This is a genomic window from Actinokineospora sp. UTMC 2448, from assembly GCF_024760565.1.
In the GTDB taxonomy this organism is placed as follows: Bacteria; Actinomycetota; Actinomycetes; order Mycobacteriales; family Pseudonocardiaceae; genus Actinokineospora; species Actinokineospora fastidiosa.
This window is the reverse complement of the sequence record NZ_CP031087.1, coordinates 369,249-385,073: the sequence shown is the minus strand read 5'-3', so window position 1 is coordinate 385,073 and position 15,825 is coordinate 369,249. Positions and strand designations below refer to the sequence as shown.

The 15,825-nt window shown below is 74.6% G+C and carries 15 protein-coding genes; all 15 read left to right on the top strand.

Features of this window, described 5'->3' with window-relative positions:
- The first annotated feature begins 1 nt into the window (after window position 1).
- Genes Actkin_RS01935 through Actkin_RS01865 form a run of 15 tightly spaced genes read left to right on the top strand, consistent with a single transcriptional unit; the run spans window position 2 to window position 15,800 of the window.
- Window positions 2–1,057 (top strand): aminomethyl transferase family protein, encoded by a 1,056-nt coding sequence (locus Actkin_RS01935; RefSeq protein WP_189208705.1) that lies wholly within the window; start codon window positions 2–4, stop codon window positions 1,055–1,057.
- Window positions 1,058–1,075: 18 nt separating this feature from the next.
- On the top strand, window positions 1,076–3,334 hold the full coding sequence (locus tag Actkin_RS01930) for a beta-ketoacyl-[acyl-carrier-protein] synthase family protein (RefSeq protein ID WP_258905635.1): 2,259 nt from the start codon (window positions 1,076–1,078) through the stop codon (window positions 3,332–3,334).
- Window positions 3,331–4,044 carry a nitroreductase family protein gene (locus Actkin_RS01925; protein ID WP_189208707.1) on the top strand — a complete coding sequence of 238 codons (714 nt, stop codon included), beginning with the start codon at window positions 3,331–3,333 and terminating at the stop codon, window positions 4,042–4,044. The genes Actkin_RS01930 and Actkin_RS01925 overlap by 4 nt, the downstream gene beginning before the upstream one ends.
- Window positions 4,041–5,279, top strand: coding sequence for an FAD-dependent oxidoreductase (locus Actkin_RS01920; protein ID WP_258905634.1), 1,239 nt, complete (start codon window positions 4,041–4,043; stop codon window positions 5,277–5,279). The genes Actkin_RS01925 and Actkin_RS01920 overlap by 4 nt, the downstream gene beginning before the upstream one ends.
- The gene (locus tag Actkin_RS01915; RefSeq protein WP_189208709.1) at window positions 5,276–6,151 is read left to right on the top strand and encodes an alpha/beta fold hydrolase; all 876 of its coding nucleotides are present in this window, start codon (window positions 5,276–5,278) and stop codon (window positions 6,149–6,151) included. The genes Actkin_RS01920 and Actkin_RS01915 overlap by 4 nt, the downstream gene beginning before the upstream one ends.
- 12 nt (window positions 6,152–6,163) lie before the next feature.
- Window positions 6,164–7,051: an ACP S-malonyltransferase gene (locus Actkin_RS01910; protein WP_258905633.1), complete on the top strand. Its 888-nt coding sequence runs from the start codon at window positions 6,164–6,166 to the stop codon at window positions 7,049–7,051.
- On the top strand, window positions 7,048–7,446 hold the full coding sequence (locus tag Actkin_RS01905; RefSeq protein ID WP_258905632.1) for a holo-ACP synthase: 399 nt from the start codon (window positions 7,048–7,050) through the stop codon (window positions 7,444–7,446). The genes Actkin_RS01910 and Actkin_RS01905 overlap by 4 nt, the downstream gene beginning before the upstream one ends.
- Window positions 7,443–8,255, top strand: coding sequence for a hypothetical protein (locus Actkin_RS01900; RefSeq protein ID WP_258905630.1), 813 nt, complete (start codon window positions 7,443–7,445; stop codon window positions 8,253–8,255). Before Actkin_RS01905 ends, Actkin_RS01900 begins: the two co-directional genes overlap by 4 nt.
- A gap of 8 nt (window positions 8,256–8,263) precedes the next feature.
- A complete protein-coding gene (locus tag Actkin_RS01895; protein WP_189208713.1) occupies window positions 8,264–9,034 on the top strand; it encodes an alpha/beta fold hydrolase in 771 nt (256 codons plus the stop codon).
- Window positions 9,031–9,507 carry a holo-ACP synthase gene (locus tag Actkin_RS01890; protein ID WP_189208714.1) on the top strand — a complete coding sequence of 159 codons (477 nt, stop codon included), beginning with the start codon at window positions 9,031–9,033 and terminating at the stop codon, window positions 9,505–9,507. The genes Actkin_RS01895 and Actkin_RS01890 overlap by 4 nt, the downstream gene beginning before the upstream one ends.
- Window positions 9,507–10,484: a right-handed parallel beta-helix repeat-containing protein gene (locus Actkin_RS01885; RefSeq protein ID WP_258905628.1), complete on the top strand. Its 978-nt coding sequence runs from the start codon at window positions 9,507–9,509 to the stop codon at window positions 10,482–10,484. The genes Actkin_RS01890 and Actkin_RS01885 overlap by 1 nt, the downstream gene beginning before the upstream one ends.
- Window positions 10,481–11,419 carry an ABC transporter ATP-binding protein gene (locus Actkin_RS01880; RefSeq protein WP_258905627.1) on the top strand — a complete coding sequence of 313 codons (939 nt, stop codon included), beginning with the start codon at window positions 10,481–10,483 and terminating at the stop codon, window positions 11,417–11,419. The genes Actkin_RS01885 and Actkin_RS01880 overlap by 4 nt, the downstream gene beginning before the upstream one ends.
- A gap of 12 nt (window positions 11,420–11,431) precedes the next feature.
- Window positions 11,432–12,607: an ABC transporter permease gene (locus Actkin_RS01875; RefSeq protein ID WP_258905626.1), complete on the top strand. Its 1,176-nt coding sequence runs from the start codon at window positions 11,432–11,434 to the stop codon at window positions 12,605–12,607.
- Entirely contained in the window at window positions 12,604–13,740 is a 1,137-nt protein-coding gene (locus Actkin_RS01870; protein ID WP_258905624.1) for an ABC transporter permease, read from the top strand. The genes Actkin_RS01875 and Actkin_RS01870 overlap by 4 nt, the downstream gene beginning before the upstream one ends.
- A 44-nt stretch (window positions 13,741–13,784) precedes the next feature.
- Entirely contained in the window at window positions 13,785–15,800 is a 2,016-nt protein-coding gene (locus tag Actkin_RS01865) for a tetratricopeptide repeat protein (protein ID WP_258905623.1), read from the top strand.
- The last annotated feature ends 25 nt before the right edge of the window (window positions 15,801–15,825 follow it).

The following is a 15,825-nucleotide window of genomic DNA, read 5'->3' as shown; positions in this document are numbered from 1 at the left end:
CATGGAATCCCCGATCGCCCAGCCCGCAGGCGCCGTCCACGGCGACATCCTGGAGGCCAGGGTCGCCCTGCGGTACACCACGCTCGCCGAGGAGTACGGCGCCATCCGCGAACGCGCCGCCGTGCTGGACCTCTCCGGCGCGCGGATCATCGAGATCGGCGGCGCGGACGCTGTCGATTTCGCCCAGCGCGTGCTGGCCCGCGACGTCGAGTACCTGACCGCCGAGCGCTGCATGACGAGCCTGGTGCTCGACGCCGACGGACGCGTGGTCGACCAGGTCGTGGTGTGGGGCCGGGAGACCGGCATGCTGCTGGAGAGCTCGGTCGGCGGCGGCGCGCGGCTGCTGGAGCACCTGACCGGCCTCGCGGGCGACGGCGTGGAGATCACCGACCGCTCGGCCGAGCTGACCCTGTTCGGCCTGGAGGGCCCCTACTCCTGGGGCGTGGTCGGCAGGCTCATCGACGGCGAGCTCGCCGCGCTGCCGTTCGAGTCCGTCGTGGACACCGAGTGGGACGGCGTGCCGATCGTGTTCGCGCGCACCGGGTTCACCGGCGAGTACGGCTACAAGGTGCTGCTGCCCAGGACCGAGGCCCAGCGGCTGTGGGACGCCGCCGTCGCCGAGGCCGTCCCGGCGGGCCAGGAGGCGCTGGAGCTGGCCATGCTGGAGGTGCGCCAGCCGCTGGTGCACCGCGAGGCGGGCGCGGCGGACATCCTGGAGATGGGCGCGAACTGGCTGGTGGACATCACCAAGGAGGACTTCGTCGGCCGCGACGCCGTCCTCGCCGCGTTCGCCGGGCCCGAGGGCATGCGCACGGTCGGGTTCACCACCTCGGCGGACGCGCCCGCGGCGGGCACTCCGGTCACCGTGGACGGCGAGCGCATCGGCGAGGTCGTGCACGCGGTGCACAGCGTCGGCCTGGACGCCGCGCTCGGCCTGATCCGGGTGCCTGCCGACCTGGCCGCCGCCGGGCTGCGGCTGACCGTCGGCGACGCCGAGGTCACCACGCTGACCAGCCCTTATGTCACCCCGAAGTCGTGGAGCACGCCGATCATCTGATCGAGGGAGGAACCCACCATGGCGCTGCGCCCCGTGGTCATCACCGGGATCGGGGTGATCTGCGCGGCGGGCCGGGACCCGGAGGAGTTCTGGGCGCGGCTCACCGCGGGCGAGAGCGGCATCACCGCGGTCGCCGACGAGCGGTTCGCCGCCTTCGAGGCCCGGTACGCCGGTCAGGTCCCCACCGAGTGGATCGACGACCAGCTGCCCGACACCGACCGCGGCCTGGACCGCACCGCCCGGCTCGCCCTGGTCGCGGCGCGGCAGGCGGTGGCCATGGCGGGCGTCGCCGACGTGCCGGGCGAGCGGTTCGGCCTGGTGCTGGGCAAGTGCCAGGCCACCCCGGCCGCCGACGGCGGCTACCAGCCGATGCACGCCACCGGCGACGTCGTCGCGGCCCGGCTGGGCATGCGCGGCCCGCGCATCCTGGTCTCCACCGCCTGCGCGGCGGGCGGCAACGCCGTCGGGCTGGCCAAGGACAAGATCCTGACCGGCGAGGCCGACGTCGTCCTCGCGGGCGGGGTCGACCCGCTGCTGTTCGGCACCTACGCGGGCTTCGCCGGGCTGCAGGCGCTGAGCTCCGGGCCGTGCGCGCCCTACAGCCGCTCCGACGGGCTCAACCTCGGCGAGGGCGCGGCGTTCCTGGTGGTCGAGCCGCTGGACCGGGCGCTGGCCCGGGGCGCGGTCCCGCTCGCCGAGGTCGCCGGGTACGGCCTGTCCGCCGACGCCTACCACGCCACCGCGCCGGACCCGACGGGCCGAGGCGGCGTCAGCGCGATGCGCCGGGCGCTGGCCGACGCGGGGCTCGCCGCCGAGGACGTGGACTACGTCAACGGCCACGGCACGGGAACGCCCGCCAACGACGCCATGGAGAAGAAGGTCATGCGCGCCGTCTTCGGCGAGCGCGCGGCGAGCGTGCCCACGAGCAGCATCAAGTCCTTCATCGGGCACACGCTGGGCGCGGCGGGCGCGGTCGAGGCGGTGGCCAGCGTGCTGGCCCTGCGCACCGCGACGGCGCCGCCCACCATCGGCTTCACCGACGAGGCGATCGCGGCGTCCACCCTGGACTTCGTGCCGAACGCGGCGCGCGAGATGCCGATGTCGGTGGTGGTGTCCAACAACTACGCCTTCGGCGGCAACAACGCCGCGCTCGTCCTGCGCACGCCCGGACCGCTGCGCGAGCACACCGGCCTGCCCGAGCGCGACGTGGTGGTCACCGGGCTCGGGCCGGTGACCGGGCTGGGCACCGGGATCGCCGAGGTCACCTCGGCCATCGCCGCCGGTCAGGCCAGCGCGGGCCCGCCGTCGCTCGACGGGCGCACGTTCGCCCCCCGCTCGCTGTGGCGGCACATGAACAACCTGTCCCGCATGGCCATCGCCGCGTCCCGGCTGGCGTGGGAGGACGCGGGCCTGAAGCTGTCGCGGGCGGCCTGCGACGCCGTGGGCGTCATGTTCGCGACGGCGGCGGGCTCGGTGGAGAGCACCGACGGCTTCGACGAGAGCGTGCTCGCCAACCCGAACAAGCCCGCCGTGCTCAGCTTCTCCAACGTCGTGCTCAACGCAACCGGCGGCGCGGTCTGCCAGACCCTGGGCCTGCGCGGCCCGACGACCACGATCTGCAACGGCGGCGCGTCGGCGTCCATCGCGCTGGACTGCGCGGTGGAGACGATCCGCGCGGGCAAGGCCGAAGTCGTCCTGGTCGTCGCCGCCGACGAGGCGCCGGAGACCGGCGGCGCGCTCGACGGCGTCACCCCGTACGACCGCGACTCCGCCCCGGCCCCGAAGGCGTCGGCGGCCGTGGCGCTGGTGGTCGAGTCCGCCGAGCACGCCGCGGCCCGGGGCGCGACCCCGTACGCCCGGGTCGTGACGACGCGGCACGCGGGCGCGGGCGACGACGGCGAGCGCGGGCTGGTGGAGCGCAACCTGTCCGGCCTGCCCGCCGACATCGACCTGGTCATCGGCTCGGCGACCGGCGCGCGGCACGACGCCGACGAGGCCGCCGCCGTGCTGGACGGGCTGCCGTCGAGCCCGCTGACCGCCTCGACCGGGCTGACCGGCGACTGCGGCTCGGCCACCGGGGCGCTCAACCTGGCGCTGGCCGCGCTGGCCATCCGCGACGGCGTGGTCACGGCCATCCCCGGCCTGGAGAACCCGCACACCGGCGGTGTCGAGTCCTATGTGGCCAAGCCGGTGCTGCCCGGCGCGGTGCGCAGGGCGCTGGTGCTGACCGCCGCGCCGGGCTCGGTGCGCGGCGGGGTCGTGCTGGGGGCGGTATGACGCCGTTCGACGTGCTGGAGACCGACCGGCTGCTCAGCACCACCCGGTCGGTGCGGCGCCGCCTCGACTTGGAGCGGCCCGTGCCGAGGTCGGTGATCGAGGAGGCGCTGGAGGTGGCCGTGCAGGCGCCCACCGCCAACGACCAGCAGAACTGGCGGTGGGTGGTCGTCACCGAGGCGGCGACCAAGGAGCGCATCGCCGAGCTGGTCGAGATCTCCTGGAACTTCCACGAGAAGGAGTCCTGGACCCGCTCGGGGCGCAGGCGCGAGCAGGCCAAGCGCAACCGCGAGTCCGCGGCCGCGCTGGTCGCGACCCTGGCCAGGGTGCCCGTGCTGGTCATCCCGTGCGTGCTGGGGCGGCCGCCGGACATCGGCGAGATCGACCGGCAGTGGCTGGCCGCCCAGCGGCGCAAGCAGATCGTCGGCACCGAGGGCGTGACGCTGGGCGCGATGCGGGCCAGCAACTTCTACGGCTCGATCTTCCCGGCGATCTGGTCGTTCCAGCTCGCCCTCCGCAGCCGCGGCCTGGGCAGCACGATCACCTGCACGCACGTGCCGTTCGAGCGGCAGGTCGGCGAGCTGCTGGGCATCCCGGCGGGCGTCACGCAGGTCTGCCTCGTCCCGGTCGCCTACACCATCGGCACCGACTTCCGCCCGGCCAACCGCCACGCGGCCAAGGAACGCACCCATTGGGAGAGGTGGCAGCCATGAGAACCGAGCACGCCGACGTCGCCATCGTCGGCGGCGGCATCGCCGGGGCCTCCGCCGCGGCCTACCTCGCCACGCACGGGGTGTCCGTGGTGCTGCTGGAGAAGCAGGACCGCTACACCGACATCGTCCGCGGCGAGTGGATCGCGCCGTGGGGCATGCGCGAGGCGCAGCTGCTGGGCGTGGAGGACGCGTTCGGCCTCGGCGGCGCGTGGGAGATCCGCGAGTGGACGCAGTGGGACGAGACCACCGACGACCCGGAGACCGCCGAGACCGTCGACATGACCCGCTTCGTCCCCGGCGTCGGCGGCCCGCTGTCGTTCCCGCACCACCTCGTCTGCGAGCTGATGGCCGAGCAGGCCGCCGACAACGGCGCGCGGGTCGTCATGGGCGCGCGGAAGGCCACGGTCGGCGAGGGCCCCGTCGTCCGGTACCAGACCGACGCGGGCGACCACGAGCTGCGCGCGGGCATGATCATCGGCGCGACCGGGCGCGGCTGCACCGTCGGCCGCCAGATCGGCGTCACCATGGCGACCTCCGTGCACCACTGGGGCGGCGGCGTCCGCGTCGAGGGCCTGGACGACTGGCCGATGGACGTGCAGGCCATGGGCACCGAGGGCGAGAAGATGTTCATGGTCTTCCCGCAGGGCGACGGCATGGCCCGCCTCTACATCAACTTCCCCACCGCCAACAAGCACCGCTACCGCGGCGAGGGCGGCACCGAGCGGTTCATCGCCGACTTCGAGCTGGACAGCCTGCCCGACCGGGGCAAGTCGGTCTACGCGGCGGCGCGGCCGATCGGCCCGCTGAAGGTGTGGCCGTCGGTGGCGATGTTCCCCGAGCGGCCGATCGTCACCGACGGGGTCGTGCTCGTCGGCGACGAGGCGGGCAACGCCGACACGGTGCTCGGCACCGGCCTGTCGTGCAGCCTGCGCGACACCCGCACGGTCTGCGAGATCCTGCTGGGCGACGACTGGTCGCCGTCGGCGTTCGAGCCGTACCTGGTCGAGCGGAAGTTCCGGATGGAGCGGCTGCACTTCGGCGCGGGCATCATCGCCAAGCTGCACTGCGAGTTCGGCCCCGAGGCCGTCGCCCGGCGCCGCCGGGTGCGCGAGCTGATGGCGGAGAACTTCGCCGCGCAGGTCACCGGCCTGCTCAACATGGTCCCGCCGGAGGACGTCCCGGAGTTCGGGTTCAGCGAGTTCTTCGCCGAGCGGCTGTTCAGGGAGAGGGTATGACAGAGAGCTTGCTGACTGGCTCCGCCCAGGTCAACGGGGTCGAGATCGCCTACGTCGATCGCGGCGAGGGTGATCCGGTGGTGCTGCTGCACGGGTTCCCCGACTCGCACTACCTCTGGCGGCACCAGATCGACCCGCTGGTCGAGGCCGGGTTCCGGGTGATCGTGCCGGACCTGCGCGGCTTCGGCGCGTCGAGCAAGCCGCAGGAGGTCGAGGCGTACGACATGCGCACGATCGTCAACGACGTCGTGGCGCTGACCCTGCACCTGGGCATCCAGCGGGCGCACATCGTCGGCCACGACTGGGGCGCGGCGATCGCGTGGATGTACGCGTTCCTCATGCCGCGGCGGGTCGACCACCTCGCGGTGCTCTCCGTCGGACACCCCGGCGTGTTCAGCACGCCGTCGATCGAGCAGCGCGCCGCGAGCTGGTACATGCTCTTCTACCAGTTCCCCGGGGTCAGCGAGCAGCTGTTGCGGCGCAACGGCTGGCGGCTGTTCAAGGAGATCATGGGGAACGAGGGCGACTACCAGCGCTACCCGAGGGAGCTGGCCAAGCCGGGCGCGCTGACGGCGGCGCTGAACTGGTACCGCGCCAACCGCTCGCCCGAGGCCGAGCTGCGCGTGGAGCGCAACTTCCCGCCCGTGCTCGCCCCGACGCTCGGCATCTGGTCCTCCGGGGACAAGGCGCTGCTGGAGGAGGGCATGACGGGCTCGGTGAAGTTCGTGAAGGGCCCGTGGCGGTACGAGCGGGTCGAGGACGCCAGCCACTGGATCCCGCTCGACCAGCCGGAGCAGGTGACCAAGCTGCTGCTGGGCTTCCTGGGCACCGAGCGGGCGGCGACCACGCCCTCGCGGCGCCGACGGCTCTAGGAGGGGACGGCCGTGATCGCGTTCGTGTTCCCCGGCCAGGGCACGGTCCGCGTCGGGATGGGCGGCTGGCTGCGCCGAGACCCGGTGGCGGCCGAGGTGCTCGCGCGCGCCGACGCCGTGGCCCCGGTGTCGGAGCTGTGCGCGCGGGGACCGCTGGAGCGGCTGGTGGACGCGGCCCAGCCCGCGGTGACGGCCTGCAACCTGGCGGCCTTGGCCGTGCTGACCGAGCGCGGCGTCCGGCCGGACGTCGTGGCCGGGCACAGCGTCGGCGAGCTGAGCGCGCTGTGCGCGGCAGGCGTGCTGGACGTCGATGCGACGCTGCGGCTGGTGGCGATCCGGTCGCGGCTGATGGCCGCGGTCCCGGACACCGGCGGCATGGCCGCGGTGATCGGGCTGCCGGTGGCGCGGGTGGCCGAGCTGGCGGCCGCGGCGGCGACGCCGGACGAGCCGCTGGTCGTCGGCCTGGAGAACGCCGCAGACCACGTGGTCGTCTCCGGCGCGTTCGCCGCGATCGAGCGCATGGACAAGTCCGAGGCGCGCAAGGTCGTCCCGCTCAAGGTCGCCAACGCCTTCCACTCGCCGCTGATGGCCGCGGCGGTGGACGGCTGGGCGCTGGCGGTGCGCGAGACCGCGATGTCCGCGCCCCGCGTCCCGGTCATCCCGAACGCCACCGCCGAGCCGACGACGGACCTGGCGGTCGTCAAGGACGCCCTGATCGAGCAGCTGACCGCGCGCGTGCGCTGGACGGCGACGATGGCGCGTCTCTCCGAAGCGGACACCTGTGTCGAGGTCGGCGACAGCAAGGTCCTCACCGGCCTGATGCGCGCGTCCGGCCCGCGTTGCGTGACGATGGCCGATCCCGGCACGCCGCGCAGGCTGCGCAGGGAGCCGGTCGCATGAGCAGCTGGGGCAGCGCCGTTGTCGCCTTCCGCGGCTTGTCCGCGCCCGAGGAGCTGGTCGCGCCGATGGCGCTGGACAGCGTCTACACGCGCGCGGAGCGACTGCGGTCCGGCGAGGGCCGCACGTTGCAGCACTGGGCGGGCAGGCTCGCCGCGAAGCACGCCGTGCTGCGGCTGCTGGGCGTGCCGGTGTCGGCGGAGTCGCTGGGCGGGGTGGAGGTGCTGCCGCGACCGTCGGCGATGTGCGCCCGCAGCGCCGCCTGCCTGCACGGCCACCCGCCCGAGGTGCGGCTGCGCTCGCCGCTCAGCGCGGACCGCCCCATCCGCGTCTCGGTCAGCCACACCGCGGACCTCGCGGTCGCCGTGGCCCTGAGCCAGCCGGAGGACGAGACATGAGCCTGATCGACCGCCACCTCGCCGCCTGGCGCGACGGCGACCCGGACGCCGCTGCCACCGTCCATTCCTTTGTGGACCCCGACACCGACAAGCCGCTGACCGGCCACGCCCTGGCCGAGCACGCGCGCGGCTTCATGGCCCGCTTCCCCGGCGGGTTCGAGTTCACCCGCGTCACCCCCGCCGCGGCGACCTGGACGCTCACGACCGCCCACCGCGACAGCTACCTCGGCATGCCGGGAACCGGCGCCGAACTCACGATCACCGGCACCGACCTGCTCACCGAGGACGCGGGCGAACTCCACGTGCACCGGCACTTCGACCGGCTCGCGATCGCCGAGGCCATCGGGTACACGCCGCGGTTCGTGCCCCGCTCCGACGGCGCCCGCGAGTTCGGGGTCAGCTCCCGGACCCCGGGCAGCCCCGGCACGCCGGGCGCCATGGCCCTCACCTGGCTGTCGGTCCGCGACGACGACGAGGCCGCCGACGTCGACCTGCTCAGCGTGGAGGTGGTCAAGTCGATGCGCGCCGCGCGCGGGTTCCTCGGCGTGGGCACCTTCGACATCGGCGACCGCAAGTACACCCTGACCGCCTTCGACAAGCCCGAGTCGATCCGCTCGATCCACGCCCGCGCCCACCAGCGCGCCATGCGCCGCTTCTTCCGCGGCGGACTGTGCACCGGCGCGTACACCAGCGTGTGGACCCTGGCCAAGGAGAGCCACTTCGCCCGCTGCGCCGACTGCGGGTCGATGGCCGCGGCCGAGCGGCCCTGCGCCTGCGGCTGGACCCCGACCACCGACCCGCTGTTCTAGGAGCCCGCATGACGACCTTCACCGCAGAGCACCGCCCGGCGGCCGGGAAGCCGCTGGTGGCGTTCATGTCCGCGCTGTTCGCGGGCGGCTGGATCTGGGACCGCCCGTTCGCCGCGCTGGCCGAGCGCGGCTGGCCGGTGCTGCGCACCAACGAGCCCATCTGCGCGCTGGACAGCCGCGTCGCCGGGTCCATCGAGCGCCTCGGCGACGCCCTCATGGAGTCCTGCGACGCCGTCGGCGCGGACAGGGTCGTGATCTGCGCGAACTCCCTGGGCGGGCTGGTCGCCATCGACCTCGCGGGCAGGCACCCCGACCGGATCGGCGCGATCGTGGTCAGCGGCGCGCCCGGCCTGACCCCGGACCCGGACGTCGGCCTCAACATCGACCGGCGCGCCGACGTGCGCCCGACCGGCCCGGAGTTCCGCGACCGCATGCTCGCCGCCCTCTTCCACGGCACGCCGCTCTTCGGCGACGAGCAGGTCGAGGAGGTCGGCAGGCTGCTGCAGACCGGCCCGGCGATGGTGGCCATGGCGCGCAGCATCCGCGCGACCCGGACGTACAAAGTGGACCCCGCGATGGACAAGGTCGCCTGCCCGTCGCTGTACGTCTGGGGCCGCCACGACCGCATGACGCCGATCGACCCCTGGCTGGAGATCGTGCCCAGGCACGCCGGGACGGAGTTCGTCACCGTCGAGGACTGCGGCCACATCCCGATGGTCGAGGCCGCCGAGGAGTACAACGCCCACCTGCTGCGGTTCCTCGACCGGGTCGCCGGATGACCGCGCCGGTGCTGGTCGGCGTCGACGTCGTCGAGGTCGACCGGATCAGCCGGGCCGTGGCCTACAGCGGCCCGGCCTACGCCGACCACGTGGTCGCCCCCGGGGAGCACCCGCTGCACGAGGACCCCGAACTGGCGACCGCGGCCAGCGTGGCGGTCAAGGAGTGCCTGGTGAAAGCGCTGGGCGGACGCCCGCCCGGCTTCTCATGGCACGACTTCACCGCCGTGGGCGACATCGCGGTGGGCCCGGCGGGCCCGCTGCTGGACGCGGCGGTGCCCGAGTTCGCCGCCACGACCGACATCGCGCTGACCCGCTTCAGCGCCTACTCGCTGCACGGCGCGAGCGCCGCGGCCGCGCTGACCCGCTTCCCCGACGGCGCGGGCGGTGTCGTCGGCGCGGCCCGGTGGGGCTGGCGCGGGAATCTGCTCGTCGCCCTTGCCATACTGACCGCGTTCCCGGAAGGAGCACACTGATGCCGACGGCGGTCGAGGTCCAGGTCAACCCCGGGGAATCCATTCAACAGGCGATTGATGGCGGCGCGCTGTCCATCCGCCTGTCCGAAGGTGTTTACCCGGGCGGTGTCGCGCTGCCCGACGGCGCCCGGCTGATCGGCGCGGGCGCGGGGAAGACCGTGATCGTGCCGGGGGCGCGCGCCGAGAGCGTCGTCCCGCCGCTGCACGACGCCCCCGACGCGGTCGACCACGGCGTCGTCGTGCACGCCGCGAGCGACGTCGTGGTGGAAGGCCTCACGCTGCGCGGGTTCTCCGGCGCGGGCGTGTACGCGCACACCGTCTCCGGGCTGCGGCTGGTCGACGTCGAGTCCGACGCGAACCGCGTGTGGGGCCTGTACTTCCGGGAGTCCACCGGGCTCACCGCGCGCGGCTGCCGGGCGGCAGGCAGCCAGTACGGCGGGATCGCGCTGGCGTTCTGCGCCGCCGCCGACGCCGACATCGCCGACTGCGAGACCACCGGCAACGCCTTCGGCGTGTTCGTCGACAACTCCAGCCGCGCGCGCGTCCAGCGCGTGCGCGCCCACGGCAACGCCGCCGGGATCCTGCTGCTGCACCAGACCTACCCCGGCGAGCCGGAGGGCGGCGTCACCGACTGCCTGGTCGCCGACTGCGACCTCACCGGCAACACCCTGGCCGCGGGCGGCGACGACCCGGACGCGCCGGGCGCGGCCGGGCCGCCGATGTCGGGCGTCGGCCTGGCGATGATCGGCGTCCAGCGGGTCGCGGTGATCGGCAACCGGATCACCGGCAACCACCCGGGCGGGCCGTCGGTCATGCCCGCCGCGCTCGTCGTGGCCTCGTCCGCGGACTGGGGCGGCTCGGCGTCGGCGGACAACACCATCGAGTGGAACACCGTCACCGGCAACAGCCCGGCGGACGCGCTGATCGACCCCGAGGGCCAGCGCGTGGTGAACAACGTGATCGGCGAGGCCACATGAAACCAGCCCTGGTGTGCACGGACCTGGTCAAGCGCTACGGCGACCGGACCGTGGTCGACCACGTCGGGTTCCACATCGACGAGGGCGAGGCCTACGGGCTGCTCGGCCCGAACGGCGCTGGCAAGACCACGACGATCTCCATGCTCGTGGGCCTGCTGCGCCCCGACGGCGGGACGGTGACCGTCGGCGGCGTGGACGTGGCCGCCGACCCGATCGCGGCCAAGCGGCTGATCGGGTACGTGCCCCAGGACATCGCGCTCTACCCGGAGCTGACCGCGCGCGAGAACCTGCGCTTCTTCGGCAGGCTCTACGCCCTCCCCCGCCGGGAGCTGGCCGCGCGCATCGGCGAGGTGCTGGAGCTGGTCGGCCTCGCCGACCGCGCCGACGACCGGGTCGAGACCTACTCCGGGGGCATGAAGCGGCGCACCAACATCGCGGTCGCGCTGCTGCACCGGCCCCGGCTGCTGATCCTCGACGAGCCCACGGTCGGCGTCGACCCGCAGAGCCGGGTGGCGATCCTGGACAACGTCGAGCGGCTGGTCGCCGAGGGCATGAGCCTGCTCTACACCTCGCACTACATGGAGGAGGTGGAGCGGGTCTGCACGCGGGTCGGGATCATCGACCGGGGCAGGCTGATGGCCGACGGCAGCAAGCGCGAGCTGGTCGCCGAGCTGGGCGGCAGCGACCGCGTCGAGCTGGTCGTCGACGGCGACGTGGAGGCCACCGCGGAGAAGCTGCGCGCGGTGGAGGGCGTCTCCGAGGCCGTGGTCACCGGCACATCGTCGGTGCGGCTGCTGGCGACCGGCGGGCGGCACCTGCTGCCGACGCTGATCGCCGCGGCGTCGGGCACCGCGGCGGTGACCGGCGTCGAGGTCGTCGAGCCCGACCTGGAGGCCGCGTTCCTCCACCTGACCGGCAGCACGCTGAGAGACTGAGGACGGGACCCCATGCGACCCCTCCTCGTGGTGGGCGGCCGAGAACTGGCCGCGCGGCTGCGCGACGGCACCGCGCTGCTGATCGCCCTGGTCGCGCCGATCGTGCTGGCGACCATGTTCGGCTTCGCCCTCGGCGGTGACGACGACCCGCCGCTGCGCGCCACCATCGGCATCGTCGACCACGACGGCGGCGAGTTCCCCGCGAGCGTGCGGCGCGAGGCGCTGAACGCGGAGGAGCTGCGCGGCGTGCTCACCTTCAAGTCCTATGTGGACGAGGCGGCGGCGCGGGCGGCGATCGACTCCGGCGAGGCGGGCGCGGCGATCGTGTTCCCGGCCGGGTTCAGCGCGAGCGTGGGCGCTGGCGACGGCGGCGAGGTGACCGTGCTGGAGTCGGCCGACACGCCGCTGGCCGGGGTGATCGCGCGCAGCATGGTCGACCGGATCTCCGCCCTGGTGGACGCCCGCACGCTGGCGGTCCGGGCCTCGCTGCGCGCGGGCGTGCCGCCCGAGGACGTCAAGCTGTTCGTGGAGGAGAACGGGGCAGCCGGGCCGTCCCTGGAGCTGGCCAGCGATCCCGTCAGCGGCGGCGCGGTGGACCTCGCGGTGTACTACGGCTCCGGCATGGCGGTGATGTTCGCGTTCTTCGTCGTCGGGCTCTCCGCGCGCGGGCTGCTCACCGAGCGGCAGCTGGGCACGCTGGCCCGGATGCGGGCCGCGCCGATCCCGGCGTGGACGGCGGTCGCGGGCAAGGGCGCGGTCGGGTTCCTGCTGGCGCTGGTCAGCATGTGCGCCACCTGGCTGTCGTCGGAACTGATCTTCGGCGCGAGCTGGGGGCCGCCGCTGGGCGTGCTCGCGCTGATCCTGGCGCACGTGTTCGCCGCGACGATGATCGTGATGCTGGTGGCGAGCGGGGCGCGCACCGACGCCCAGGCCGACGGCTACACCCTCGGCGTGGCGTTCGTGTTCGCGTTCCTGGGCGGGAGCCTGGTGCCCGTCTACAACCTGCCGGACTTCCTGCAGACGGTCTCGCTGGCCACCCCCAACGGGTGGGTGTCGGCCGGGCTGACCGAGCTGGCCGCGGGCGGCGGGCTCGCCGACGTGGCGCTGCCGGTCGCGGTGGTGGCGGGCATCGGCGTGGTCGCGGGCGTCCTCGCGGTCCTGCGATTCCGGAAGGGGATGCTCGCGTGAGCGCCGTGCGGGCGATCGTGGTCGCCAACCTGCTGCGGCAGACCCGGGACCGGGTCGGGCTGTTCTTCATGGTGGTCATGCCGTTCGTGACGATCATGTTCGTCGGCCTGGCGATGGGCGGGGCGGCCGACGCGCGCATCCCGGTCGCCGTCGTGGCCGCCGACGGGGACCCGACCGCGGCCGCGGTGCTGCGCGAGCTGTCGTCGAGCCCGGCGCTGGAGGTCCGGCGCGCGGACTCCGCCGAGGAGGTGCGCGCCGACGTGCGGCGCGGCGCGGTGGCCGCCGGGCTGGTGATCCCGCAGGGGTCCACGCGGTTCGACCTGGTGATGACGCAGACCAGCGGCAGCGGCATGGCCGCCCGCTCGGAGATCGACGTCGCGGTCGGCAAGGTGTCGGCGGTCATGGAGGCCACCCGGGCCGCGGAGAAGGCGGGCGCTGGCCCGGAGCTGGCCGCGGAGCACGTGCGCGCCGCGCAGGCCGAGTCCGCGGCGGTCGCCGTGCGCGACACCGGCGGCGACAGCGGCGAGCCGACCGGCTTCGCCTACACCGCCCCGGCGAACCTGCTGCTGTTCACCTTCATCAACTCGATGGCCGTCGCGGCCGCCCTGGTGGAGAGCAGGCGGATCGGCATGGTGCGCCGCACGCTGGCCGCGCCCGTCCGCGAGGGCACCGTCCTGTTCGGCGAGGCGCTGAGCAGGCTCGTGGTCGCCGCCGCCCAGGCGCTGCTGATCATCGTGGTGAGCGCTCTGATGTTCGGCGTCTCCTGGGGCGACCCGCTCGGCGTCACCGTCGTCGTGGCGCTGTTCTGCCTGGTGGCCACGGGCGCGGCCATGCTGGTCGGCGCGCTGGTGGCCAACCCGCAGCAGGCGCCCGCCATCGGCCCGCCGCTGGGCATCGTCCTGGGCATGCTGGGCGGCTGCCTGTGGCCGAAGGAGGTCGCGGGCGAGGCGCTGACCACGATCGGGTATCTGTTCCCGCACTCCTGGGCCATGGACGCGCTCCTCGCCCTCACCCGTCCGGGTAGCGGTCTGGGGACGGTGTGGACGGAGGTGGCGGTTCTGGCAGCAATGGCCGCCCTGGCACTGGGAATCGCCCTGATCGTGTTCCGCCGACGGGCACTGCGGGTGGCCTGACGCCGCGTTGCGGGTGGGGCGAACCCGGGGCGATCATGTCAGTCGTGCCGGACGAGCACGGGAACTCGGTGACCGGGTCGGTCTACGGCCCGGTCGTCGAGGCGCGGGACCTCACCCGCGAGCTGCGCGTCCACACGCGACCGGTCGTGCCGCTGCCGCACTGGTTCGGGTCGCGCCCGCCGCGCGCGTTGGGGTTCCAGGAACGCCGGATACCGCTGTCGGGGACGGTGGTGCTGACCGGGCCCGGCGGGGTGGGCAAGAGCCAGCTGGCCGCGGACCTGGCCGAGCGGCGGTGGGTGTCCGGGCGGGCGCGGCTGGTGGTGTGGGTGCGGGCCGGGTCGCGGGAGGAGATCGTCGCCGAGTACGCCAGGGTGGGCGCGGCGCTGACCGGCGTCCGGCACCGCGACGCCGAGGTGGGCGCGCTGCGCTTCCTGGAGTGGCTGGCCTCGGCGCGCGAGCCGTGGCTGGTCGTGATCGACGACGTGCGCTCGCCCGCGCACCTCGACGGGCTGTGCCCGACCGGTCGCGGCCAGGTCGTGGTGACCACCCGGCACGCGGACAGCGCCCTGGGGCCATTGGTGGACGTGCCGGTGTTCGCGCCCGCGGAGGCCGCGGGCTACCTCGCCGCCGTGGTCCCGCCCGACCTGCTGGCCGGGGCCGACGAGCTGGCCGACCGGCTGGGCCGCCTGCCGCTGGCCCTCGCCCTGGCCGCCGCCGACCTGACCGGCCGGGGCACGACCTGCCGGGACCACGGGAAGCGCCTGCGGCGCAGGCTCGCGGAGTCCGGCCCCGTCCCGGACGACTGCCCCGCCGCGCTCGCGGCGACCGTGGCGCTGTCCGTCGAGCACGCGAACGGGCGCCGACCGCGCGGCATGGCCGAGCGGCTGCTGCGCGTGGCGAGCGTGCTGGACCCCGACGGCGTCCCGGCCCCGGTGTTCGCCTCGACCGCGATCCGCGGCCGCGCGCGGCTGGAGGACGTGCGCGAGGGCCTGGCCGTCCTGCAGCGGCTGGGTCTGGCGAGTGTGGACCAGGAGGTCCGGGTGCACGCGCTGGTCCAGCGCGTCGTCCGCGCGGCGCTGTCCCCACAGGACAGGGCGGCCGTCGCCCGCGCTGCGGCATCGGCCCTGCTGGAGGTCTGGCCCGACGTCGAGCAGGACGCCGCGCACGCCCGGTCGCTGCGGGCCAACGCGGCCGCGCTCGACGACGCCGCGGGCGACGCCCTCGGCGAGGACGGCTACCCGGTGCTGATCCGGGCCACGCAGAGCCTCGGCGAGTCCGGCCAGCCGGTGGCCGCCGCGGCCGACCTGCTGCGCCTGGCCCAGAGCGCGGCCGAGCGCTGGGGCCACGACCACCCGGTGACGCTGGTGATCCGCTCCCGGCACGCGCACTGGCAGGGCGAGGCGGGCGACCCGGCGGGCGCGGCGAAGCGGTTCGCCGACGTGCTCACCGACCGGCTGCGGGTCCTCGGCCCGGACGACCCGGCGGTCGCGGCGACCCGGGGCGCCCTCTCCACCTGGCGCGAGCGGGCGGGCGCGGCGGACTCCGCGTCGCTGGAGTTCGCCGCGCTGCTCGCCGAGCAGACCCGCGCCCTGGGCCCCGACCACCCCGACACGCTGCACACCCGAGGGCTGCTCGCCACGGCGCTCGTCGCGACCGGGGACCCCGCGTCGGCCGCGACCGCGCTGGCCGACCTGGCGGCCGACCAGTCGCGCGTCCTCGGCGCCGACCACCCCGACACGCTCACCACCCGCTTCGAGCGGGCGGTCATGCTGCTGACCGCGGGCGAGCTGAGCACGTGCGCCACCGAGCTGGCCGACCTGCTGACCGACCGGCTGCGCGTCCTGGGCCCCGACCACACCGACACCCTGCGCACCCGGGGCGCGCTCGCCGTGTGCCGCTGGCAGGCCGGGGACACCGCGGTCGCCGAGGAGATCCCGGCGCTGCTCGCTGACTGCCTGCGGGTGCTCGGGCCGGACCACCCGGACACCCTCACCGTCCAGCGCTACCAGGATTATCTGCACGACCGGCCGCCGCGGTCGGATAACCTACCCGGCGGTTAAGTCGTGGAGGTGGAGTTGGACGTCG